Origin of the sequence: Kitasatospora sp. GAS204B (genome assembly GCF_029892155.1) — a bacterium.
Lineage (GTDB): Bacteria > Actinomycetota > Actinomycetes > Streptomycetales > Streptomycetaceae > Kitasatospora.
The window spans coordinates 38459-60045 of sequence record NZ_JARZAG010000019.1 but is presented as its reverse complement, the minus strand read 5'-3'; the positions used below and the strand labels follow the sequence as shown (position 1 = coordinate 60045).

26 protein-coding genes are annotated in these 21587 nt (G+C 72.1%); 2 read left to right on the top strand and 24 right to left on the bottom strand.

Features of this window, described 5'->3' with window-relative positions:
- Positions 1-36 precede the first annotated feature (36 nt).
- Genes P3T41_RS24360 through tsaB form a run of 4 tightly spaced genes read right to left on the bottom strand, consistent with a single transcriptional unit; the run spans position 37 to position 2561 of the window.
- Entirely contained in the window at positions 37-303 is a 267-nt protein-coding gene (locus P3T41_RS24360) for a hypothetical protein (RefSeq protein ID WP_280692252.1), read from the bottom strand.
- On the bottom strand, positions 300-1406 hold the full coding sequence (tsaD, locus tag P3T41_RS24355; RefSeq protein WP_280692251.1) for a tRNA (adenosine(37)-N6)-threonylcarbamoyltransferase complex transferase subunit TsaD: 1107 nt from the start codon (positions 1404-1406) through the stop codon (positions 300-302). The genes P3T41_RS24360 and tsaD overlap by 4 nt, the downstream gene beginning before the upstream one ends.
- Positions 1399-1911, bottom strand: a complete 513-nt coding sequence (rimI, locus tag P3T41_RS24350; protein ID WP_280692249.1) for a ribosomal protein S18-alanine N-acetyltransferase — start codon at positions 1909-1911, stop codon at positions 1399-1401. The genes tsaD and rimI overlap by 8 nt, the downstream gene beginning before the upstream one ends.
- Positions 1908-2561 carry a tRNA (adenosine(37)-N6)-threonylcarbamoyltransferase complex dimerization subunit type 1 TsaB gene (gene tsaB / locus P3T41_RS24345; protein ID WP_280692247.1) on the bottom strand — a complete coding sequence of 218 codons (654 nt, stop codon included), beginning with the start codon at positions 2559-2561 and terminating at the stop codon, positions 1908-1910. Before tsaB ends, rimI begins: the two co-directional genes overlap by 4 nt.
- Positions 2562-2698: 137 nt before the next feature.
- On the opposite strand from tsaB, the gene P3T41_RS24340 reads away from it, so the two are divergent.
- The gene (locus P3T41_RS24340) at positions 2699-3268 is read left to right on the top strand and encodes a hypothetical protein (protein WP_280692245.1); all 570 of its coding nucleotides are present in this window, start codon (positions 2699-2701) and stop codon (positions 3266-3268) included.
- On the opposite strand, the gene P3T41_RS24335 is transcribed toward P3T41_RS24340, so the two are convergent.
- The 7 genes from P3T41_RS24335 to glmS form a co-directional block, all read right to left on the bottom strand.
- On the bottom strand, positions 3214-3396 hold the full coding sequence (locus P3T41_RS24335) for a hypothetical protein (protein WP_280692243.1): 183 nt from the start codon (positions 3394-3396) through the stop codon (positions 3214-3216). The two genes, P3T41_RS24340 and P3T41_RS24335, sit on opposite strands and share 55 nt — an antisense overlap.
- Before the next feature lie 99 nt (positions 3397-3495).
- Positions 3496-3999, bottom strand: a complete 504-nt coding sequence (gene tsaE, locus P3T41_RS24330) for a tRNA (adenosine(37)-N6)-threonylcarbamoyltransferase complex ATPase subunit type 1 TsaE (protein WP_280692241.1) — start codon at positions 3997-3999, stop codon at positions 3496-3498.
- 72 nt (positions 4000-4071) lie between these two features.
- Positions 4072-5103: an alpha/beta hydrolase gene (locus P3T41_RS24325; protein ID WP_280692463.1), complete on the bottom strand. Its 1032-nt coding sequence runs from the start codon at positions 5101-5103 to the stop codon at positions 4072-4074.
- 59 nt (positions 5104-5162) lie between these two features.
- On the bottom strand, positions 5163-6353 hold the full coding sequence (gene alr, locus P3T41_RS24320) for an alanine racemase (RefSeq protein ID WP_280692239.1): 1191 nt from the start codon (positions 6351-6353) through the stop codon (positions 5163-5165).
- 5 nt (positions 6354-6358) lie between these two features.
- Complete coding sequence (locus P3T41_RS24315; protein ID WP_280692237.1) at positions 6359-7825, bottom strand: NAD(P)H-hydrate dehydratase; 1467 nt, start codon at positions 7823-7825, stop codon at positions 6359-6361.
- Positions 7826-7835: 10 nt separating this feature from the next.
- A complete protein-coding gene (locus P3T41_RS24310; protein WP_280692236.1) occupies positions 7836-8204 on the bottom strand; it encodes a holo-ACP synthase in 369 nt (122 codons plus the stop codon).
- 66 nt (positions 8205-8270) lie between these two features.
- Complete coding sequence (gene glmS / locus P3T41_RS24305; protein WP_280692234.1) at positions 8271-10127, bottom strand: glutamine--fructose-6-phosphate transaminase (isomerizing); 1857 nt, start codon at positions 10125-10127, stop codon at positions 8271-8273.
- Positions 10128-10247: 120 nt separating this feature from the next.
- Between glmS and coaA the strand changes: the two genes are divergently transcribed.
- On the top strand, positions 10248-11246 hold the full coding sequence (coaA, locus tag P3T41_RS24300) for a type I pantothenate kinase (RefSeq protein WP_280692233.1): 999 nt from the start codon (positions 10248-10250) through the stop codon (positions 11244-11246).
- Between the two features lie 53 nt (positions 11247-11299).
- On the opposite strand, the gene glmM is transcribed toward coaA, so the two are convergent.
- The 13 genes from glmM to map form a co-directional block, all read right to left on the bottom strand.
- Positions 11300-12670, bottom strand: a complete 1371-nt coding sequence (gene glmM / locus P3T41_RS24295) for a phosphoglucosamine mutase (RefSeq protein ID WP_280692231.1) — start codon at positions 12668-12670, stop codon at positions 11300-11302.
- A gap of 179 nt (positions 12671-12849) precedes the next feature.
- On the bottom strand, positions 12850-13362 hold the full coding sequence (gene rpsI, locus P3T41_RS24290; RefSeq protein WP_280692229.1) for a 30S ribosomal protein S9: 513 nt from the start codon (positions 13360-13362) through the stop codon (positions 12850-12852).
- A gap of 44 nt (positions 13363-13406) precedes the next feature.
- Positions 13407-13850, bottom strand: a complete 444-nt coding sequence (gene rplM, locus P3T41_RS24285) for a 50S ribosomal protein L13 (RefSeq protein ID WP_280692227.1) — start codon at positions 13848-13850, stop codon at positions 13407-13409.
- Positions 13851-14088: 238 nt separating this feature from the next.
- Positions 14089-15753 (bottom strand): ATP-binding cassette domain-containing protein, encoded by a 1665-nt coding sequence (locus P3T41_RS24280; RefSeq protein ID WP_280692225.1) that lies wholly within the window; start codon positions 15751-15753, stop codon positions 14089-14091.
- A 42-nt stretch (positions 15754-15795) separates the two neighbouring features.
- On the bottom strand, positions 15796-16695 hold the full coding sequence (gene truA / locus P3T41_RS24275) for a tRNA pseudouridine(38-40) synthase TruA (protein WP_280692223.1): 900 nt from the start codon (positions 16693-16695) through the stop codon (positions 15796-15798).
- Positions 16696-16772: 77 nt separating this feature from the next.
- Positions 16773-17270 (bottom strand): 50S ribosomal protein L17, encoded by a 498-nt coding sequence (gene rplQ, locus P3T41_RS24270; RefSeq protein ID WP_280692221.1) that lies wholly within the window; start codon positions 17268-17270, stop codon positions 16773-16775.
- Positions 17271-17404: 134 nt separating this feature from the next.
- Positions 17405-18427, bottom strand: coding sequence for a DNA-directed RNA polymerase subunit alpha (locus P3T41_RS24265; protein ID WP_035800873.1), 1023 nt, complete (start codon positions 18425-18427; stop codon positions 17405-17407).
- A gap of 125 nt (positions 18428-18552) precedes the next feature.
- On the bottom strand, positions 18553-18960 hold the full coding sequence (gene rpsK / locus P3T41_RS24260; RefSeq protein ID WP_035800872.1) for a 30S ribosomal protein S11: 408 nt from the start codon (positions 18958-18960) through the stop codon (positions 18553-18555).
- 73 nt (positions 18961-19033) lie between these two features.
- On the bottom strand, positions 19034-19414 hold the full coding sequence (gene rpsM, locus P3T41_RS24255) for a 30S ribosomal protein S13 (protein WP_280692217.1): 381 nt from the start codon (positions 19412-19414) through the stop codon (positions 19034-19036).
- A 170-nt stretch (positions 19415-19584) separates the two neighbouring features.
- Complete coding sequence (rpmJ, locus tag P3T41_RS24250) at positions 19585-19698, bottom strand: 50S ribosomal protein L36 (RefSeq protein WP_003956441.1); 114 nt, start codon at positions 19696-19698, stop codon at positions 19585-19587.
- 63 nt (positions 19699-19761) lie between these two features.
- Positions 19762-19983, bottom strand: a complete 222-nt coding sequence (infA, locus tag P3T41_RS24245) for a translation initiation factor IF-1 (protein WP_003956442.1) — start codon at positions 19981-19983, stop codon at positions 19762-19764.
- A 161-nt stretch (positions 19984-20144) separates the two neighbouring features.
- Positions 20145-20570: a large conductance mechanosensitive channel protein MscL gene (gene mscL / locus P3T41_RS24240; RefSeq protein ID WP_280692215.1), complete on the bottom strand. Its 426-nt coding sequence runs from the start codon at positions 20568-20570 to the stop codon at positions 20145-20147.
- A gap of 70 nt (positions 20571-20640) precedes the next feature.
- Positions 20641-21480 carry a type I methionyl aminopeptidase gene (gene map / locus P3T41_RS24235; RefSeq protein ID WP_280692213.1) on the bottom strand — a complete coding sequence of 280 codons (840 nt, stop codon included), beginning with the start codon at positions 21478-21480 and terminating at the stop codon, positions 20641-20643.
- Positions 21481-21587 lie beyond the last annotated feature (107 nt).

The window sequence follows — 21587 nt, the reverse complement described above, 5'->3', positions numbered from 1 at the left end:
TGTTGTGTGTTCGACCAGCGCTCTCGTCCCGGAACGCTACCGTGCTTCGGCCACGTACTCACGGTGGAAGGACCAGCGATGCACCGGTCGCGCCAGCAGCTCTGACGGCGGCTCAGGCGGCGTCACCGGCTCGACCGGGGCCGGCCACCAGCTGATCGCCAGCACCCTCCCACCGGGCGCGCTGAACAGCTCCAGCCGCTCGGCCGCCGCGAGCGCGGGGGCCAGGTGCTCGCGCGCCCACCCCAGCAGCTCGGCCCCGCGACCGTCGACCGCCTTGGCCTCCCACATCACCGCCTCGGTCACGCCTGCCCGCCGTCCAGCGCGCGGTAGGCCTCGCCGTGCACGTCGCCGTGCCCGAGCAGGGCGGCCGGCACCGAGACCTCGGTGACCGGCAGCGAGGAGTCGGCCGAGAGGTCGAAGGCCGAGGTCGGCCGGTCGCGCCAGACCATCTCCGCGCCGAGCGCGGCGACCATCGCGCCGTTGTCGGTGCACAGGCCCGGGCGCGGCACCCGCAGCCGGATGCCGGCCCGCTCGCAGCGCTGCTCGGCCATCGCGCGCAGCCGGGAGTTGGCCGCCACCCCACCGCCGATCATCAGGTGGTCCACGTCGTGCTCCTGGCAGGCCTTGATCGCCTTGCGGGTCAGCACATCGGTGACCGCCTCCTGGAAGGAGGCCGCGACGTCCGCCACCGGTACCTCCTCGCCGGCCCGCCGCTTGGCCTCCACCCAGCGGGCCACCGCCGTCTTCAGGCCGGAGAAGGAGAAGTCGAACTCGGGGTCCTTGGGGCCGCTCAGGCCGCGCGGGAAGTGGATCGCCTTGCGGTCGCCCTCGCGGGCCATCCGGTCCACCACCGGGCCGCCGGGGAAGCCCAGGCCGAGCACCCGGGCCACCTTGTCGAACGCCTCGCCGGCCGCGTCGTCGATGGTGGCGCCGAGCGGGCGCACGTCACTGGTGATGTCGCCGGTGAGCAGCAGCGAGGAGTGGCCGCCGGAGACCAGCAGGGCCATCGTCGGCTCGGGCAGCCGGCCGTGCTCCAGCTGGTCCACGCAGATGTGCGAGGCGAGGTGGTTGACGCCGTAGAGCGGCTTGTCCAGCGCCCAGGCGTAGGCCTTGGCGGCGCTGACCCCGACCAGCAGCGCGCCGGCCAGGCCGGGCCCCGCGGTGACCGCGATGCCGTCCAGGTCGCTCGCCTTGATCCCGGCGGTGTCCAGCGCGCGCTGGATGGTGGGGACCATCGCCTCCAGGTGCGCGCGGCTGGCGATCTCCGGGACCACGCCGCCGAACCGGGCGTGGTCGTTGACGCTGGAGGCCACCGCGTCGGCCAGCAGGGTGGTGCCGCGCACGATGCCGACGCCGGTCTCGTCGCAGGAGGTCTCGATGCCCAGGACGAGCGGTTCGTCAGCCATGGTCTTCCTCGGTCTCGTTCTCGTTTCGGTGGTCGCGGCGCATCACCAGCGCGTCCACGTTGGCCGGCTGGTAGTAGCCGCGCCGGATGCCGACCGGCGCGAAGCCGAACCGCTCGTACAGGCGCTGCGCGCGGAAGTTGTCGATCCGCACCTCCAGCAGCAGCTCGGTGCAGCCGCGCCGGACGGACTCGTCGACCAGGTCGGTGAGCAGCGCCGCGCCCAGGCCCCGGCCCTGGTAGCGGTCGTCGACGGCGATGGTCTGCACGTCCGCCTCGCCGGGCCCCGCCATCAGTCCGGCGTAGCCCACGATGGTGCCGTCCTCGGTGGTGGCCACCGTGTAGTGGCGGCTGCCGCCGGGGTGCGCGTCGGCCAGCTCCGACCAGTACATCCCGGCCGACCAGGCGTCCTCGGGGAAGAGCGTGTGCTCGAGATCCAGCACCGGCGCGATGTCCCACCAGCGCATCGGGCGCAGCGTGATCCTCGTCGTGCGCGTGCCCGCGGTCACGCCGGCAGCACCGCCTTGTAGCCGGCGGGGACCTGCGCGTCAGGGCGGCGCAGGTAGAGCGGCAGCGGCGGCAACAGCTCGCGTCCGGCGGCCAGTTCGGCGACCGCGAAGTCGGCCAGCGCGCCGGCCGACAGGTGCTCGGGCCCGCGCGCGCCCGGGAAGGTCTCGGGGTAGAGCAGCGCGCCGGCGCCCACCGAGACCTGACGGACCGTCAGGTCGCCGGGCCGGTCCACCGCCGGGCCCTCGATCCGGCGCCCCGCCGCGTCGTAGTCGGCCCAGTAGACCTCCTTGCGACGCGCGTCAGTGGCCGCCGTGAACGGGCCGCTCAGGCCTTCGGCGCGCGCCTGCCGGGCGATCGCGTCCAGCGTGCAGACACCGTGCACCGGCAGGTCGAGCGCGTGCCCGAGCGCGGCGGCCGTGGCCAGACCCACCCGCAGCCCGGTGTACGGGCCCGGGCCGACGCCGACCGCGAGCGCGGTCAGCTCGCGCTTGTCCACGCCGGCCTCGGCGAGCACCCGCGCGATGGTGGGCAGCAGCAGTTCGCCGTGGCGCCGGGCGTCGACCTGGTAGGTCTGCGCCAGGACGGTCGCGCCGTCATGGACGGCGGCGGTGACGGCGGGGGTAGCGGTGTCGAACGCGAGCAGCAGCACGGGTCCAGGTTAGAGGGTCGCCGGAGTCGACCCTCTGTCCCCGTACGGAACACACGTTCTCCAGGTCCCTGGGCCCCGCCCGGAACCTGGCACGATGGGGCTCACGGCCCTACGAACGACGGGAGTGCGCGGTGGCGATGAAGGGTCCTGCAGTCGCGGTCGCCGGTCTGACCCTGAGCGCCATGGCGCTGGTCGCCCTGCTGGCCGTCCAGGCCGACGGCACCGCCGGCCGCGCCTCGGCCGCCCAGCCGCCGCCCAACGCCGGCACCGCACCGGCCGGCTCGCCGACCCCGAGCGCCGACGCCTCCCCGAGCGCTCCGCCGCTGCCCAAGTCGGCGGAGGGCAGCACCCTGCGGGTGGTCTACTCGCTGAGCGCCAAGGAGGTCTGGCTGGTCGACCCGAAGAAGACCCCCGAGATCCAGGCCGCCTTCCCGGTGGTGCCCGGCTCGGTCAACCCGGCGCCGGGCAGCTACACCGTCTACAGCCGGGCGCCCGCCGGGGCCGGGACCGACGGCAAGCAGATCGAGCACGTGGTCCGGTTCACTCAGCAGGGTGGTGTCGTCTTCGGGTTCAGTGCGGCGCTCGACGGCTCCACCGCGCCGGCCGATCCGAAGGTCAAGACCGGCGGGATCCGCTTCGACCGGGCCGACGGTCAGACGCTCTGGGACTTCGCCCCCGACGGCACCCGGGTACAGGTCGTCGGCTGAGCCGCCTCGCCGGGCTTCGGCGGCGTGCAGACGGCCACCGCCGCGGCGGTGGCGGCCAGCAGCCGGTCCATCGGGACCCGCTCGGCCGGCTCCGGGGCTTTCCTGGTCACGGGGGTGCTGCTCTGCATGGCGGACTCCCTAGTTAGGTACACCTAACTGCAAAGCCCATCCCATCATGGCGCCACCTCCGGCTGCAACATGATGCCGACACGCTGTCGGAAAAAACCTCAGCCGTCCAGCGCGGCCAGGTCGACCCCGTCCCAGCGGCCGCCGAGACCGGTCAGCGTGACCCGGCGCGGGTCCTCGTCGGCCTCCGGCCGCTCGCCGCCCCCGAGCGCCCGCTCGATCCGCACCTCCAGCCGGTCCGCCGAGAGCTGCTCGACCTTGCCCTCGCCCCACTCGACCACCACCACCGACTCCGGCAGCGAAACGTCCAGGTCGAGGTCCTCCATCTCGTCCAGCCCGCCGCCCAGGCGGTACGCGTCCACGTGCACCAGCGCGGGCCCGCCGACGAGCGAGGGGTGCACTCGCGCGATCACGAAGGTCGGCGAGGTCACCGCCCCGCGCACCCCGAGCCCCTCGCCGAGCCCCCGGGTGAGCGTGGTCTTGCCCGCTCCCAACTCCCCGGAGAGCAGCACCAGATCGCCGGGCCGCAGCACCCCGGCCAGCCGCCGGCCGAGCCCGGTCATCCGCTCGGGGGTACGGACGGTGAGTGTGGTCTGGGGGGCCATGGCTTCCTCTTGTTCTGCCGCACGGACGTTGAGCCAACCGTGCCACATCGCGCACGGTCCCAGGTCCTGTCGTCAGACCTCGGGGCCGCCCGCCCGCTGGATCAGCTCCGCCAGGCGGGCGTTGACCTCCTCCGGGCGTTCCAGCAGCACCAGGTGCCCGGCGCCGGGGAGCAGCGCCAGTTCGGCTCGCGGCAGCGCCCGGGCGATGGCCTCGCTGTGCGCGACCGGGGTGAGCAGGTCCTCGGTGCCGGCCAGCACCAGCACCGGCAGCTCGGCCAGCGCGGTGAGCGCCGCCGTCTTCTCGTGCGCGGCGAAGGCGGGGTAGAACTCGGCGACCACGTCGATCGGGGTGCTGTCCAGCAGCTGGTCGGCGAACCGGGCGACCGCCGGGTCGACGTCCTTGCCGTCGCCACCGAAGGAGAAGCGCCGGTAGAAGACGGCGCTGACGTCGGCGCCGAGACGCCGGGTGGTCTCCACCAGGCCGACCTGGCTGCCCAGGAGCCGGACCACCCCGGGGCCCAGCCGGCGCCAGAGTCTGGTGCCGACCGGGGACAGCCCGAGGGTCACCGTCTCCCACTGGCCGGCCGTGGTGCCGATCAGCGCCACCCCGGCCACCCGGTCGCGGAACAGCCGCGGGCGCTGCTCGGCCAGCGCCATCACGCTCATGCCGCCCATCGAGTGGCCGACCAGCACGATCGGCCCGCTCGGGACCACCGCGTCGAGCACCGCCCCGAGGTCGCCGCCCAGCTGGTCGATCGAGGCGGGCCGCCCGGCCAGGTAGGAGCGGGAGCGCTCGGACCGGCCGTGGCTGCGCTGGTCCCAGAAGACCAGCCGCAGGTCGCCGCGGAACGCCGCCCGCTGGAAGTGGAAGACGTCCTGGTTGAGGCAGTAGCCGTGGCAGAACACCACGGTCAGCGGCGCGTCCTCGGGGCCGTCCAGCTCGACGTACAGCTCGGTGCCGTCCTCGGCCGCCACCGTGCGCGGCCGCCCGCGCAGCGAGCCGAACGGCGCGACCGCGTCCAGCCGCTCGCGGGCCCGCTGGCGCGCCCGGCCCAGCGTCAGGCGCTCGATCGCGATGCCGGCCGCGGCCCCGGCGGCGGCCATGCCGAGCGACAGGCCGATCAGCCCGGCCCGGCTCACCGACCCCCCGCCGGGCTCCTCGCTCACGGCCGCGCTCCGGTCCCGCCCAGGTAGCGGCGCGGCACCCGGGCGCCGATCCGGGTGACGATCTCGTACGCGATCGTCCCGCAGGCCCGGGCCCAGTCCTCGGCGGTCGGCTCGCCGCGCTCGCCGCTGCCGAAGATCAGCACCTCCTCGCCGACCGGCGGGGTGCCACCTCCCAGGTCCACCACGAACTGGTCCATCGCGACCCGCCCGGCCACCGTGTGCCACTTGCCGGCGATCTGGACCGGCCCGGTGCCGCTGGCGTGCCGCGGGATGCCGTCGGCGTAGCCGACCGGGACCAGGCCCAGCGTGGTCTCCCCCGGCGTGTGGTACTGGTGGCCGTAGCTGACGCCGTGTCCGCCGGGAACGTCCTTGACCAGGGCGAGCCGGGCGCTGAGCGACATCACCGGGCGCAGCCCGAAGTCGGCGGGGGCGCCCACCTCGGGCACCGGCGACACCCCGTACATCGCCAGGCCGGTGCGCACCAGGTCGTAGTGCGCCTCGGGGAGCAGCAGGGTGGCGGGCGAGTTGGCCAGGTGCCGCACCTCAGGACGCACCCCGGCCCGCTCGGCGTAGGCCAGCATCGAGGCGAAGGCGTCCAGCTGGGCCTGGATCGACGGGTGGCCGGGCTCGTCGGCGGCGGCGAAGTGCGACCAGAGGCCGACCACCTGGAGCAGGCCCTGGGCCTGGGCCCGCAGCGCGGCGTCCACCAGGTCGGGCCAGGCCTGCGGCTGGCAGCCGTTGCGGCCGAGACCGGTGTCGGCCTTCAGATGGACCCGGGCCGGCAGGCCGGTGGCCCGGACCGCGTCGAGCAGCTCGTCGAGCGCCCACTGACCGCTGATCGAGACGTCGATCCGAGCCCGCACCGCCTGCGCCCACGGGCCGCCGGGCGTCCACAGCCAGCACAGGATCCGGGCCTGCTCCGGCGCGATCCCGGCAGCGCGCAGCGCCAGCGCCTCCTCGGGCGTGGCGGTGCCGATCCACCGCACCCCGGCGGCCAGCGCCTCCAGGGCACAGGGCAGCGCACCGTGCCCGTAGGCATCGGCCTTCACCACGGCCATCAGGTCCGCGCCCGGCGCGCGCTCGCGCAGCGAGGCGAGGTTGCCGCGCAGCGCGGCCAGGTCGATGGCCGCCTCGGCACGCAGTCCCTCGGCGAGCATGGCGGTCCCGGTCGTCTTCGCAGTTGTCATCGGGTTCAGTCTCCCAGACCTGCTGCGTCGGCCGCCCGACCCCCCTGCGCCACGTCGCGCCAGGCGGCCGGCAGGGCGGCGGCGACCTCGCTCGCGGTGATCGGCGCGCCGTGCGGTTCGCCCGCCGCCAGCCGCCCGGCCAGGCCGTGCAGGTAGGCGGCGGCCGGCGCGGCGTCGAAGGGCGGCAGACCGGCCGCGAGCAGCGCGCCCGCCAGGCCCGCCAGCACGTCGCCGCTGCCGGCGGTGGCCAGCCAGGAGCTGCCGGTGGAGTTCACCCGGGCGGTGCCGTCCGGGCGGGCGACCACCGTGGTCGAGCCCTTGAGCAGCACCGTCGCGCCGTACCGGTCGGCCAGCTCGCGGGCGTGCCGCAGCCGGGCGGCGGCCACCTGGTCGGCCGTCACCCCCGCGCCGAGCAACCGGGCGGCCTCGCCCGCGTGCGGGGTGAGCAGGGTGGGCGCGGTGCGCCCGGCCAGCTCGCGCGGACCCCGACGGGCCAGCTCGGTCAGGCCGTCGGCGTCCACCAGCACCGGCACCTCGCTCGCCAGCGCGTCGTCCAGCGCCTCGGCGGTGTCCTCGCCCGAGCCGGGGCCGACCACCCAGGACTGCACCCGCCCCGTGGTCAGCAGCACCTCGGGGTGGCGGCGGACCACCTCCTCGGCGGGTCGGCCCTGGTAGCGGACGGCGCCGGCACCACCGTGCAGCGCCCCCGCGACGGCGAGCAGCGCCGCGCCCGGGTAGCGCTCGGAGCCGGCCAGCAGGCCGACCACGCCGCGCCGGTACTTGTCGCTCTCGGCGCCGGGCCGCGGCAGCAGCGCGCCCACCTCGGCGTGCTGCAGGGCTTCGACGGGCGCGGCGGGCGGGCGCAGGCCGATCGGCACCAGCTGCACCGGCCCCGCGTACCCGGCCCCCGGATCGATCAGCAGGCCGGGCTTGTGCGTGCCGAAGGTCACCGTGAGATCGGCGCGCAGCGCCGCCCCGGCGACCTCCCCGGTGTCGGCGTCCACCCCGCTCGGCAGGTCGACCGCGACGAGCACGCCGCGGCGCGGCTCGCGCGCGTACGGCTCGGCGGCCGGCCGCAGCCCGCCGGTGCCGCCGATCCCGACGATGCCGTCCAGGATCAGGTCGGCGCGGCGGAACTCGGCCAGGCCCGCCCGCTGATCGACCGTCAGCCGACCACCCGCCGCCCGCAGCGCGGCCAGCGCGGCCCGGTGCGCACGCTCGGGGCTGAGCAGCACCGCGGTCACCGCCGCCCCGCGCCGGGCCAGGCGGGCGCCGGCGAAGAGCGCGTCGCCACCGTTGTCGCCGCTGCCCGCGAGCACCAGCACCCGGCTGCCGTAGACCCGGCCGCGACGGCGGGTCAGCAGCCGGGCGCAGGTGGCGGCGAGGCCGGCCACCGCCCGGTCCATCAGCGGCTGGCCGGCGAGTTCCGCCTCGGCGGCCCGGACCTGGGCGACGGTGTGAGCTAGGCGCATGCCAGTGAAACTACCCCTCGGCGATGACCACCGCCGAGGCCACGCCCGCGTCGTGGCTCAGCGACAGGTGCCAGGAGCGCACCTCGAGCCGCGCCGCGAGGGCCGCCACCGTGCCGGTGACGTGCAGGGTCGGGCGGCCCGAGGGCTCGCTGCGCACCTCGGCGTCGTGCCACTCCAGGCCCCCGGGCGCGCCGAGCGCCTTGGCCAGCGCCTCCTTGGCCGCGAAACGCGCCGCCAACGAGGCGGCCGAGCGCTGCTGGCCCGAAGGCAGCACGCGCTCGGCCGCGGTGAAGAGGCGGTCGCCGAGGGCCGGCGTACGTGCCAGCGCCTCGGCGAAACGGTCGATCGAGGCGACGTCGATACCAACTCCGATGATCACCCGCCGACCATAACCGGTGGCTACTCCACCGTCACCACGGCGCTTGATGGTCGGCGCCGGCTCCGCTCACTCCACCGTCACCGACTTCGCCAGGTTGCGCGGCTGGTCCACCTCGTGGCCCTTGGCGGTGGCCAGCTCGCAGGCGAAGACCTGCAGCGGCACGGTGGAGACCAGCGGCTGGAGCAGCGTCGGGGTGACCGGGATCGAGATCAGGTGGTCGGCGTACGGGACCACCGCCTCGTCGCCCTCCTCGGCGATCACGATGGTCCGCGCGCCGCGCGCCCGGATCTCCTGGATGTTGGAGACGATCTTGTCGTGCAGGATCGACCGCCCGCGCGGCGAGGGCACCACCACGACGACCGGCAGCCCCTCCTCGATCAGCGCGATCGGGCCGTGCTTCAGCTCGCCGGCCGCGAAGCCCTCGGCGTGCATGTACGCCAGCTCCTTGAGCTTGAGCGCGCCCTCCAGGGCCACCGGGAAGCCGACGTGCCGGCCGAGGAAGAGCACCGACTTGGCGTCGGCCAGCGAGCGGGCCAGCTCGCGCACCGGCTCCATGGTCCGCAGCACCTGCTCGAGCTGCTTCGGCGCGTCGGACAGCTCCTTGATCACCGCGGTGATCTCGTCGCCCCACTTGGTGCCGCGCACCTGACCCAGGTAGAGCGCGACCAGGTAGCAGGCGACCAGCTGGGTGAGGAAGGCCTTGGTGGAGGCGACCGCCACCTCGGGTCCGGCGTGGGTGTAGAGCACCGCGTCGGACTCGCGCGGGATGGTCGAGCCGTTGGTGTTGCAGATCGCCAGCACCCGGGCGCCCTGCTCGCGGGCGTGCCGCAGCGCCATCAGGGTGTCCATGGTCTCGCCGGACTGCGAGATCGCGATCACCAGCGTGCGGTCGTCCAGGATCGGGTCCCGGTAGCGGAACTCGGAGGCGACCTCGACCTCGCAGGGGATCCGGGTCCAGTGCTCGATCGCGTACTTGGCGATCATGCCCGCGTGGAAGGCGGTGCCGCAGGCCACGATGACGACCTTGTCGACCTCGCGCAGCACCGAGTCCGGTATCCGCACCTCGTCCAGGGTCAGGCGCCCGTCGGTGCCGATCCGGCCGAGCAGGGTGTCGGCGACCGCCTTCGGCTGCTCGGCGATCTCCTTGAGCATGAAGTAGTCGTAGCCGCCCTTCTCGGCAGCCGAGGCGTCCCAGTCCACGTGGTACTCGCGGACCTCGACCGGCGCGCCGTGAAAGTCCGTCACGGTGACGGCGTCGGCGCGCAGCTCGACCACCTGGTCCTGGCCCAGCTCGATCGCCTCGCGGGTGTGCGCGATGAAGGCGGACACGTCGGAGGCGAGGAAGTTCTCGCCCACCCCGCGCCCGACCACCAGCGGCGAGTTGCGGCGCGCGCCGACCACCGTGCCGGGCGCGTCCGCGTGCACCGCCACCAGGGTGAAGGCGCCGTCCAGCCGGCGGCACACGGTGCGCATCGCCTCGGCCAGATCGCCGTCGTAGGCCTCGGCCAGCAGGTGCGCGACCACCTCGGTGTCGGTCTCCGAGCGCAGCGTGTGGCCGCGCTCGGCCAGCTCGGCCCGCAGCTGGGCGAAGTTCTCGATGATGCCGTTGTGGACCACCGCGACCTTGCAGTGGTCGTCCACATGAGGGTGGGCGTTGGCGTCGGTGGGTCCGCCGTGGGTGGCCCAGCGGGTGTGGCCGATTCCGGTGGTGCCGCCGGGAAGAGGGGTCTCGGCGAGCGACTTCTCGAGATTGGCGAGCTTTCCGGCCCGCTTGTCGGTGGCGAGACTCCACTGCCCTGAGGAGTCCGCCGTCTGGATGGCCACACCGGCCGAGTCGTACCCTCGGTACTCCAGGCGCTGCAGCCCTGCGATCACTACGTCGAGCGCGGGCTGGGAGCCCACATAACCAACAATTCCGCACATAGGGATCAGCATAAGGGCGCTTCCTGGGCGAAAGCCGTGCTCGGGTTTCCCTAGGGCCGCCCTCGGGGCGACAGCTGGTGACCGACACCACAGCGCCCGTGCGCCCTCGGACGGCTCACAATGGACCATGTGCTGACCGAACTCTGTAGCCAGGGCGCCTCCTCGGCGCCCAGCCCGTCGCCGTCGCCGTACGTCGATCTGTCCCGGGCCGAGTGGAGCGCCCTGCGCGACCGCACCCCGCTGCCGCTGAGCGCGGCCGAGGTGGAGCAACTGCGCGGCCTCGGCACAGCATTGGACCTGGACGAGGTCCGTGACGTCTACCTGCCGCTGTCCCGGCTGCTCAACCTCTACATCCACGCCACCCACGAGCTGCGCGGGGCGCTGGGCACCTTCCTGGACACCCCGGACACCGAGCGCACCCGCACCCCGTTCATCATCGGGGTGGCCGGCTCGGTGGCGGTCGGCAAGTCCACCACCGCCCGGCTGCTGCAGGCGCTGCTGGCCCGCTGGCCCGAACACCCGCGGGTCGAACTGGTCACCACCGACGGCTTCCTGCTGCCCAACGCGGAGCTGCGCCGGCGCGGCCTGATGGCCCGCAAGGGCTTCCCGGAGTCCTACGACCGCCGGGCCCTGATGCGCTTCGTGGCGGACGTCAAGGCGGGCAAGCAGCAGGTCTCGGCCCCGGTCTACTCGCACCTGGTCTACGACATCGTGCCGGGCGAGCGACTGGTGGTGCAGCGCCCGGACATCCTGATCGTCGAGGGCCTCAACGTGCTGCAGCCCGCGCTGCCCGGCACCGACGGCCGCACCCGGCTCGCGGTGGCCGACTACTTCGACTTCTCGATCTACGTGGACGCCCGGACCGACGACATCGAGAACTGGTACCTGTCCCGCTTCAAGAAGCTGCGGGACACCGCCTTCCTCGACCCCAGCTCCTACTTCCGCCGGTTCACCGAGGTGCCGCAGGAGGAGGCGATGGAGTACGGCCGTCAGGTCTGGCGCACCATCAACAAACCCAACCTGCTGGAGAACGTACTGCCGACCCGGGGCCGGGCCACCCTGATCCTGCAGAAGGGCGCCGACCACAAGGTCCGCCGCGCCCTGCTGCGCAAGCTCTGAGCCCTGCCGCGACTTGAGGCCGACCGGCGATCGCCGGTCGGCCTGAGCCGTCGTCAGATCGCCAGGTGCTCGCTGACCACGGCGGCCAGCTTCTCGGCCACCGCCTCGGCCTGGTCGTGGTCGGCGGCCTCGACCATCACCCGAACCAGCGGCTCGGTGCCGGACGGACGCAGCAACACCCGTCCGGTGCCGCCGAGTTCGGCCTCGGCCGCGGCCACGGCCGCGGTCAGCTCGGCGCAGTCGGCCACCCGGGCCTTGTCCACGCCCTTGACGTTGATCAGCACCTGCGGCAGCCGGGTCATCACGGCGGCCAGGTCGGCCAGCGGCTGCTTGGTGGCCGCCAGCCGGGCGCCCAGCATCAGGCCGGTCAGGGTGCCGTCGCCGGTGGTCGCGTGGTCCAGCAGGATCACGTGGCCGGACTGCTCGCCGCCCAGCGCGTAGCCGTGCTCCTTCATCGCCTCCAGCACGTAGCGGTCGCCGACCGCCGTCTCGACCAGGTCGATGCCCTCGCGCTCCATGGCCAGCTTGAAGCCCAGGTTGGCCATCACGGTGCCGACCGCGGTGTTGCCGCGCAGCGTGCCGGCCTCGCGCATGGCCACCGCCAGGATCGCGATGATCTGGTCGCCGTCCACCTCGTTGCCCTCGGTGTCGGCGGCCAGGCAGCGGTCGGCGTCGCCGTCCAGCGCGATGCCGAGGTCCGCCTGGTGCTCGCGCATCGCCTGGCACAGCCCGCCCAGGTGGGTGGAGCCGACGCCGTCGTTGATGTTCAGCCCGGTCGGCTCGGCGCCCAGCGTGTAGACCACCTCGGCGCCGGCCCGGGCGAAGGCCTCGGGAGCCACCCGGGCGGCCGCGCCGTGCGCGCCGTCGATGACCACCCTGATGCCGTCCAGCCGGTTGGGCAGCACGCCGATCAGGTGCGCGACGTACTTGTCGAGGCCCTCGGTGTACTCGTGCACCCGGCCGACCACGCTGCCGGTGGGACGCTGCCGGATCGGCTCGTCGCCGGAGAGGTAGTGGCGGTAGTCGGCCTCGATCGCGTCCTCGATCGCGTCGTCCAGCTTGTGCCCGCCGCGGGCCAGGAACTTGATGCCGTTGTCGGGCATGGCGTTGTGGCTGGCCGAGAGCATCACGCCGAAGTCGGCACCGAGCACACCGGTCAGGTACGCCACCGCGGGGGTGGGCAGCACGCCGACCCGCAGCACGTCCACCCCGGAGCCGGCCAGCCCGGCGATCACGGCCGCCTCCAGGAACTCGCCGGAGGCGCGCGGGTCGCGGCCGACCACCGCCACCGGGCGCCGGCCGCCCAGGTCGCCCGCGTCGCCGAGCACGTGCGCGGCGGCCATCGACAGGCCCAGTGCCAGTTCGGCGGTCAGTCCGATGTTCGCCACACCGCGTACGCCGTCCGTACCGAAGAGTCGTGCCACGTTCCCGTCCTTCGTTGCCGGCCACCGGACGGCCTGGGGAGGGGCCGACCGGTGGGGAGGAATCCCTGGCCGCCTGACCGGCCCAGGGAGCACAACGCCCCGGGGCACATGAAGTGCCCCGGGGCGTGGGTCCCGCCTGCGGGGTGCGCACCAAGGGCGGTACGCACCCCCGGGGGTGACTAGCGCTTGCTGTACTGCGGGGCCTTGCGGGCCTTCTTGAGACCGGCCTTCTTGCGCTCGACGGCGCGCGAGTCACGGGTCAGGAAGCCGGCCTTCTTGAGGGCGCCGCGGTTGTTGTCCACGTCGGCCTCGTTCAGGGCGCGGGCCACGCCGAGGCGCAGCGCGTAGGCCTGACCGGAGACGCCGCCGCCCGCGATGCGCGCGATGACGTCGTAACGGCCGTCCAGCTCAAGGAGCTTGAAGGGCTCGTTCACGGTCTGCTGGTGCACCTTGTTGGGGAAGTAGTTCTCCAGGGTGCGACCGTTGATCTTCCACACGCCGGTGCCGGGGACGATGCGCACGCGGGCGATCGCCTCCTTGCGACGGCCGAGGCCGGCGCCGGGGACGGCCTCGGCGAAGCGGCCGGCCAGCGACTCGGTGGAGTACGACTCGGTGTCCTCGGAGGTGTACTCGGTGTACTCCTCGTCGACCTCGATGTCCAGGGGGGTCTCGATGGCAGCGTTCTCGGCCACGATGTTCCTCAGCTTTTCTTAGTTAAGGGGCTTGGTGGCCGGAATTACTGCGCGACCTGGGTGATCTCGAACGGCACCGGCTGCTGGGCAGTGTGCGGGTGCTGGTCGCCCGAGTAGACCTTCAGCTTCGAGATCATCTGACGGCCCAGGCTGTTCTTGGGGATCATGCCCTTGATGGCCTTCTCGACGGCCTTCTCCGGGTTCTTGTCCAGCAGGTCGTCGTAGCGCACCGAGCGCAGACCACCCGGGAAGCCCGAGTGGCGGTAGGCCAGCTTCTGGGTCTTCTTGTTACCGGACAGGTGCACCTTGTCGGCGTTGATGATGATGACGAAGTCACCAGTGTCAACGTGCGGCGCGTAGATCGCCTTGTGCTTGCCCCGCAGGAGGTTGGCGGCCTGAGAGGCCAGGCGGCCGAGCACGACGTCGGTCGCGTCGATGACGTGCCACTGACGCTGGACGTCGCCGGGCTTGGGGCTGTACGTACGCACGGTCGTAGCCTTCGCTTTTCAGTGAGTGAGTCCTGACAGGAGCACCTGGACGAGAGATCAGCCTGGTCCACTTGGACGCAATTCAAGGGGAGCCGCTGGTCATCGGCCTGGTATCTCCGGCGTACCGACCTCTCACGTGAGATGGAGCGAGCCAATACGCACAACAAGGGCCCACACTACCCGCTACCGGCTGCCAGCTCCAAACCCGTGCCGCCCGGAGCTCCCGTCAGCGCTCCGGTCAGCGCTCGCGCCGCACCCGTTCCTCGTCCCAGACCGGCTCGGGCGACTCGTAGACCCGGCCGTCGGCGCCGAAGACCAGGAAGCGGTCGAAGGTCTTGGCGAACCAGCGGTCGTGGGTGACGCAGAGCACCGTGCCGTCGAAGGCCTCCAGCCCCTCCTGCAGGGCCTCGGCGCTGTCCAGGTCCAGGTTGTCGGTGGGCTCGTCGAGCAGCAGCGCCGTCACCCCGTCCAGCTCCAGTTTGAGGATCATCAGCCGGGCCTGCTGGCCGCCGGAGAGCGACTCGAACTTCTGCTCCTCCTGCCGGTCCAGCTCGTACCGGCGCAGCGCGCCCATCGCGGCGCCGCGGCTGAGCGCGTGCTCCTGCTCGATGATCGAGCGGACCGTGCGCCCGAACAGCTCGGGGTGGGCGTGGGTCTGCCGGAAGTGGCCGGGCACCACCCGGGCGCCGAGCTTGAAGCCGCCGCCGTGCTTGACCGACTCGTCGCCCGCGAGCAGCCGCAGGAAGTGCGACTTGCCGGAGCCGTTGGAGCCGAGCACCGCGACCCGCTGGCCGTAGAAGACCTCCAGGTCGAAGGGCTTCATCAGGCCGGTGAGCTCCAACTGCTCGATGGTGAGCGCCCGCACGCCGGTGCGGCCGCCCTTGAGCCGCATGGTGATGTTCTGCTCGCGCGGCGGCTCCTCCGGCCGGCCGGCCTCCTCGAACTTCTTCAGGCGGGTCTGCGCGGCGGCGTAGCGGGTGGCCAGCGCGTGGCTGACCGAGGCCGCCTGGCGCAGCGTGACCACCAGCTTCTTCAGCTTGGCGTGCTCCTCGTCCCAGCGGCGGCCGAGCTCCTCGAACCGGGCGAAGCGCTCCTTGCGGGCCTCGTGGAAGGAGTCGAAGCCGCCGCCGTGCACCCAGACGGTGCTGCCGCCGCCACCGAAGCCCGACTCGACGCTGATGATCTTGTCGGCGGTGCGGGAGAGCAGCTCGCGGTCGTGCGAGATGTACAGCACGGTCTTGGAGGTGGCCTTGATGGCCTCCTCCAGCCAGCGCTTGCCCGGCACGTCGAGGTAGTTGTCCGGCTCGTCGAGCAGCAGCACCTCGTCCGGGCCGCGCAGCAAGCTCTCCAGCACCAGCCGCTTCTGCTCACCGCCGGAGAGCGTGTTCAGACCGCGGAACTGGGCCCGGTCGAAGGGCATCCCGAGGGCCGCCGTGGTGCAGACGTCCCAGTCGGTCTCGTAGTCGTAGCCGCCGGCGTCCGCCCAGTCGGAGAGCGCCTGGGCATAGGCCATCTGCGACTTCTCGTCGTCCTGGGCCATCATCGCGAGTTCCGCGGCGTCCACCGCCTTGGCGGCCACCGCGATCCGCGGCGGGGCGACCGAGACCAGCAGGTCCCGCACCGAGGCGTCCGGCGCCAGCGCGCCCGGCGTCTCCCGTTGGTCCTCGCGCCCGGTGGTGCCGACGAACTGGCGCATCACGCCGAGCCCGCCGGAGACCGTCACCGTCCCGCCGTGGGGTTGGGTGTCACCGGCGATCATCCGCAGCAGCGTGGTCTTGCCGGCCCCGTTGGCGCCCACCAGCGCGACCGCGGAGCCCTCGCCGACCCGGAAGGACGCGTCGTCGAACAACACCCGCCCGTCCGGCAGGTAGTACTCAAGGTGCGAAATCTCGACGTGTCCCATGGGTCGAAATTGTGCAGTGCCCGCGTGTCGTCACCAAATGGATTAGGCCTGGCCCGGCAGCGTCCGCATCCGCCGCGCCATCCGGTTCCGCTCGGCGAGCTGGTCGTCGGCCGGGTAGCCGACCTCCTCCAGGGTCAGCCCGTAGGGCCGGATCACGTTGACCGCGCTGTTGCGCACCCCGCCGCGCAGCACCTCGCCGGGGAACTCCACCGGCCGGTGCCCGTCCCCGACCAGCAGCATCGCGCCGACCAGGGCCCGCACCATGTTGTGGCAGAACGCGTCGGCCCGCACCGTGGCCACCGCCAGCGAGCCCTGCTGGGCCGCGTACGGGTCCATCGGCACCCGGTCCCAGTGCAGTTCGAGCAGCGTGCGGATGGTGGTCGCGCCCTCGCGCTTCTTGCAGTACGCGGCGAAGTCGTGCTCGCCGAGCAGCAGTCGCGCCGCCTCGTTCATCTTCGCGACGTCCAACGGCCGGTCGTGCCAGAGCACATGACCGCGCAGCAGCGGGTCCACCCCGCCCGGGTGGTCGGCCACCCGGTACGCGTACCGCCGCCAGATCGCCGCGAACCGCGCGTCGAAGCCGGCCGGCGCCTCGCTCACCCGGTAGATCCGGACATCCGCCGGCAGTCGCCCGGCCAGGCGCCGCAGCAGCTTCTCGCCGTGGCCGGCCCACACCTCGTCCGGCAGGTCGACGTGCGCCACCTGCCCGCGCGCGTGCACCCCGGCGTCGGTGCGCCCGGCCACCGTGAGCGGGAACAGCTCCGCGCTGCGGGTGACGACCTGCAGCGCGCTCTCGATCTCCTCCTGCACCGTGCGCCGCCCCCGCTGGCGCGCCCAGCCGGAGAACTCGGCGCCGTGATAGGCCAGATCGAGCCGGATCCGGACGTGACCCGCGGCGGGGCCGTCCTTCACGGGCGGCTGCTCGGCGCAGTCGTTCACCACATACCTCCGTCACAAGGGAACGGGCCCGCTCCCCCGCCGAAGCGGGGAAACGGGCCCGTTGAGAACACCTACCGGCGTCAGGCCTGCTCGTCCGCCGGGGCGGCGTCGGCGGGGGCCTCGTCGGCGACCTCGGCGGCAGCCGGAGCGGCAGCCTCGGTCTCCTTGACGGCGCGCTTGGTGGCGGCCTCGGCCTCACCGACGGCGGTCTGCGCGACGGTCAGCGCCTCGACCAGCTCGATCACGGCCATCGGGGCGTTGTCGCCACGACGGGGACCGATCTTGGTGATCCGGGTGTAGCCACCCGGACGGTTCTCGTAGCGCGGCGCGATCTCGGTGAAGAGGGTGTGCAGCACGGAGACGTCGGTGATCGTCTTGCGGACGATGCGACGGTTGTGGATGTCGCCGACCTTCGCCTTGGTGATCAGCTTCTCCGCCAGCGGGCGCATCCGACGGGCCTTGGCCTCGGTCGTGGTGATGCGGCCGTACTGGAACAGCTCACGGCACAGGCCGGCGAGCAGCAGCGGCTCGTGGTGCGGGCCGCCACCGAGGCGGGCACCCTTCGCGGGACGGGGCATGGTAGCTCCTTGTATCTCCGACTCCGGCCGTATCAGGTACCGGAACGGGCGGCCGGGCACGATTGCCCGGACGGCTTAGTTCATTGCATTGAGGTGGGGGCGACCCGCTGGGAGTCGCCCCCACCACAAATCTCTCAGTACTGCTCGGTCTCCGCGTAACCCGCGTCGTCCAGGTCGTCGGCGCCGAAGGCGTCGGCGGCGGCGGTCGGGTCGAATCCGGGCGGGCTGTCCTTGAGGGCCAAGCCCATGCCGGCCAGCTTCGCCTTGACCTCGTCGATCGACTTCGCACCGAAGTTGCGGATGTCGAGCAGGTCGGCCTCGGAGCGGGCGACGAGCTCACCCACGGTGTGGATGCCCTCGCGCTTGAGGCAGTTGTACGACCGAACGGTGAGCTCCAGCTCCTCGATCGGCAGCGCCAGATCGGCGGCCAGGGCGGCGTCCGTCGGGGACGGGCCCATGTCGATGCCCTCGGCGTCGATGTTCAGCTCGCGAGCGAGGCCGAACAGCTCCACCAGGGTCTTGCCGGCCGAGGCCATGGCGTCACGCGGGCGCATGGCGGGCTTGGTCTCGACGTCGACGATCAGCTTGTCGAAGTCGGTCCGCTGCTCGACACGGGTGGCCTCGACCTTGTAGGTGACCTTCAGCACGGGGCTGTAGATCGAGTCGACCGGGATCCGGCCGATCTCCTGGCCGGAAGCCTTGTTCTGCACGGCGGAGACGTAGCCGCGACCGCGCTCGACGGTCAGCTCCATCTCCAGCTTGCCCTTGCCGTTCAGCGTGGCCAGGACCAGCTCGGGGTTGTGCACCTCGACACCGGCCGGCGGCGCGATGTCGGCGGCGGTGACCACACCGGGACCCTGCTTGCGCAGGTACATCACGACCGGCTCGTCGTGCTCCGAGGAGACGACCAGCTGCTTGATGTTGAGGATGAGGTCGGTGACGTCCTCCTTGACACCCGGCACGGTGGTGAACTCGTGCAGGACACCGTCGACCCGGATGCTGGTGACGGCGGCACCGGGGATCGAGGAGAGCAGGGTGCGGCGAAGCGAGTTGCCGAGGGTGTAGCCGAAGCCCGGCTCCAGCGGCTCGATGACGAACCGCGAGCGGTACTCGTCGACAACCTCTTCGGTCAGCGAGGGGCGCTGAGCGATCAGCATGTTTTCAGATCCTCCACTTGTCTTCGACACCCACTATTTGATGCCGAACAAACCAAGCGTACGGCCTCCCGCGCGTTGCGGGAGGCCGGACGCAAGGGGTAGAGCAAGCACCCGAAGGCGACGCGTCAGACGCGGCGGCGCTTCGGCGGGCGGCAGCCGTTGTGCGGGGTGGGGGTGACGTCCTGGATCGAACCCACCTCCAGGCCGGTGGCCTGGAGCGAGCGGATCGCGGTCTCGCGGCCGGAGCCCGGACCCTTGACGAAGACGTCGACCTTGCGCATGCCGTGCTCCTGCGCACGACGCGCGGCGGCCTCGGCGGCCATCTGCGCGGCGAACGGGGTGGACTTGCGCGAGCCCTTGAAGCCCACGTGGCCGGCGGAGGCCCAGGAGATCACGTTGCCCGCGGGGTCGGTGATCGAAACGATGGTGTTGTTGAACGTGCTCTTGATGTGGGCGTGCCCGTGAGCGACGTTCTTCTTCTCCTTGCGGCGCACCTTCTTGGCGCCGGCAGCCTGACGACCCTTGGGGGGCATAAGTCTGTTTCTCCTACTGAGGTGGTCGGTCCGCTACCCGCGGGCCGGAGGGATGTCCGGTGAGCGGGACGGACTACTTCTTGCCGGGCTTCTTCTTGCCGGCAATCGCGCGACGCGGGCCCTTGCGGGTACGCGCGTTGGTGTGGGTGCGCTGACCGCGGACGGGCAGGCCACGGCGGTGACGCAGACCCTCGTAGCAGCCGATCTCGACCTTGCGGCGGATGTCGGCGGCAACCTCACGGCGGAGGTCACCCTCGACGCGGTAGTTGGCCTCGATCCACTTGCCCAGCTTGACGAGGTCGTCTTCGGAGATGTCGCGAACGCGGATGTCGGGGTTCACGCCCGTCTCGGCCAGCGTCTGCTGGGCGCGGGTACGGCCGATGCCGTAGACGTACGTGAGGGCGATCTCGATCCGCTTCTCGCGGGGGAGATCAACGCCGGCGAGGCGTGCCATTCATGGCTCCTGTGGTTCTTCAGAGGTCTTACGTGCTGCCTACTCCATCCGCCTCTCGGCGAGGGAGCCCCGGCCTCTGACCGGGGGTGGCAGTCCGTCCTGGGACGGATCGGGCAGCCCGTGTATGACTGTGCGCGTCGCGCGAAGGTACTACGAGAAATGCGGGAGGATCAGCCCTGGCGCTGCTTGTGGCGCAGGTTGTCGCAGATCACCATGACCCGGCCGTGGCGGCGGATCACCTTGCACTTGTCGCAGATCTTCTTGACGCTCGGCTTGACCTTCATGAGTCCGGTCCTCCGGGTCTAGATCTGACGGTTTCGCCCCTCGCGGGGCGAGAAAAAATGTGACTACTTGTAGCGGTAGACGATGCGTCCGCGCGTCAGGTCGTAGGGGCTCAGCTCCACGACGACGCGGTCATCCGGCAGGATTCGGATGTAGTGCATCCGCATCTTGCCGCTGATGTGCGCGAGGACCTTGTGACCGTTCTGCAGCTCAACCTTGAACATCGCGTTCGGGAGAGACTCGATCACGGTGCCCTCGATCTCAATGGCGCCTTGCTTCTTTGCCATGAACTACGAGATCCACCTTCCGGGACCGGCTACCGTATGCGGCACGCTCGTGCGAACCTGGGTTCACCCCTGCCCTGCGAGGGAAGAGGGCGTGCTGAAGCACGCTACGAGTGAGCCGACGGTCCATCCTACGCTACCGTCCGCTCAGCGACCAAAACGGTTCAGCGCTGCGCCGCGATGGCGAGCGGCTGGACCTGCGCGGTACAGGCCGAGCAGCGGCTGGCCGCCTCCGGGATGTCGGTCAGGCACTCCGGGCAGGGGCGCTTGGCGACCTTCGGCTTCTTCGGCAGGTACTTGGCGCTGGCCCGGGTCACCGGCAGCACGACGCAGAAGTAGAGCACCGCGGCGGTCAGCACGAACGCGATCAGCACGTTCAGGAACTGCCCGTACGGGAAGGTCACGCCGGCCGCGGTGAAGCTGCGCGAGCTGAAGTCGCCGGCGGCGCCCACCACGACGCCCACCAGCGGAGTGAGGAACGCCTTCACGAACCCGGTGACCACGGCGGTGAACGCCGAGCCGATCACGATCCCGACGCCCATGTCGATGACGTTGCCGCGCATCATGAAGTCGCGGAAGCCCTTGAGCACTGTTACCCCTATTGTCCGATCTACCGGCCGCTCGAAGGCAGCACGATACCGGCTCGGCCCAGCGGCCGTGTCAACCCAACGGGTCCGGAGCCGCGGTCACGCCCAGCGCCGCGAGCTGCGCCTTGCCGCCGTCGAAGGCGGTCAGCACCAGCGGGCCCTGCTCGGTGACAGCCACCGAGTGCTCCCAGTGCGCGGCCCAGGTGCCGTCGTTGGTGACGACCGTCCAGTCGTCCTCGAGGACCGAGGTGTGCGGGGTGCCCAGCGAGACCATCGGCTCGATCGCCAGCACCGTGCCGGGGACCAGCTTGGGGCCCTTGCCCCGGCCGCGCTCGACGTAGTTCAGCACGTGCGGCTCCATGTGCATGGCGGTGCCGATGCCGTGGCCGCCGTAGCCCTCGGTGATGCCCCACTTGCCCTTGGGGGGCAGCGGCTGGCGCCGGACGAAGCCCTCGATCGCCTTGGAGACGTCGACCAGGCGGTTGCTCTTCTTCATCTGGGCGATGCCGGCCCACATCGAGCCCTCGGTCACCTGGCTGAGCATCGCGACCTCGGGGCGGACCTCGCCGACCGGCACGGTGATCGCCGCGTCGCCGTGCCAACCGTCGATGATCGCACCGCAGTCGATCGAGATGATGTCGCCCTCGGCCAGCACCCGCTCACCGGGGATGCCGTGCACCACCTCGTTGTTGACCGAGGCGCAGATCACCCCGGGGAACCAGAGGCTGCCGTGGTGGGCGCGGAAGTTGGAGGTGGCACCGTGGTCGGCGATCACCTTGGCCGCGACGTCGTTGAGCTCCTGGGTGCTCACCCCGGGGGCGACCGCCTCGCGGCAGGCCTTGAGTGCCTCGGCGACGACCAGCCCGGCCGCTCGCATCTTCGCGATCTGCTCGGGGGTCTTGATCTCCACCATCTGGCCAGTGCCTTTCGTCGGTATGTCGGCCGTCCGGTCCTTGCCGGGCGGCGGTTCCACTCCCCCAACGGTACGACGCCGTACGGCCGCGGTACCCCGAAGCGGGT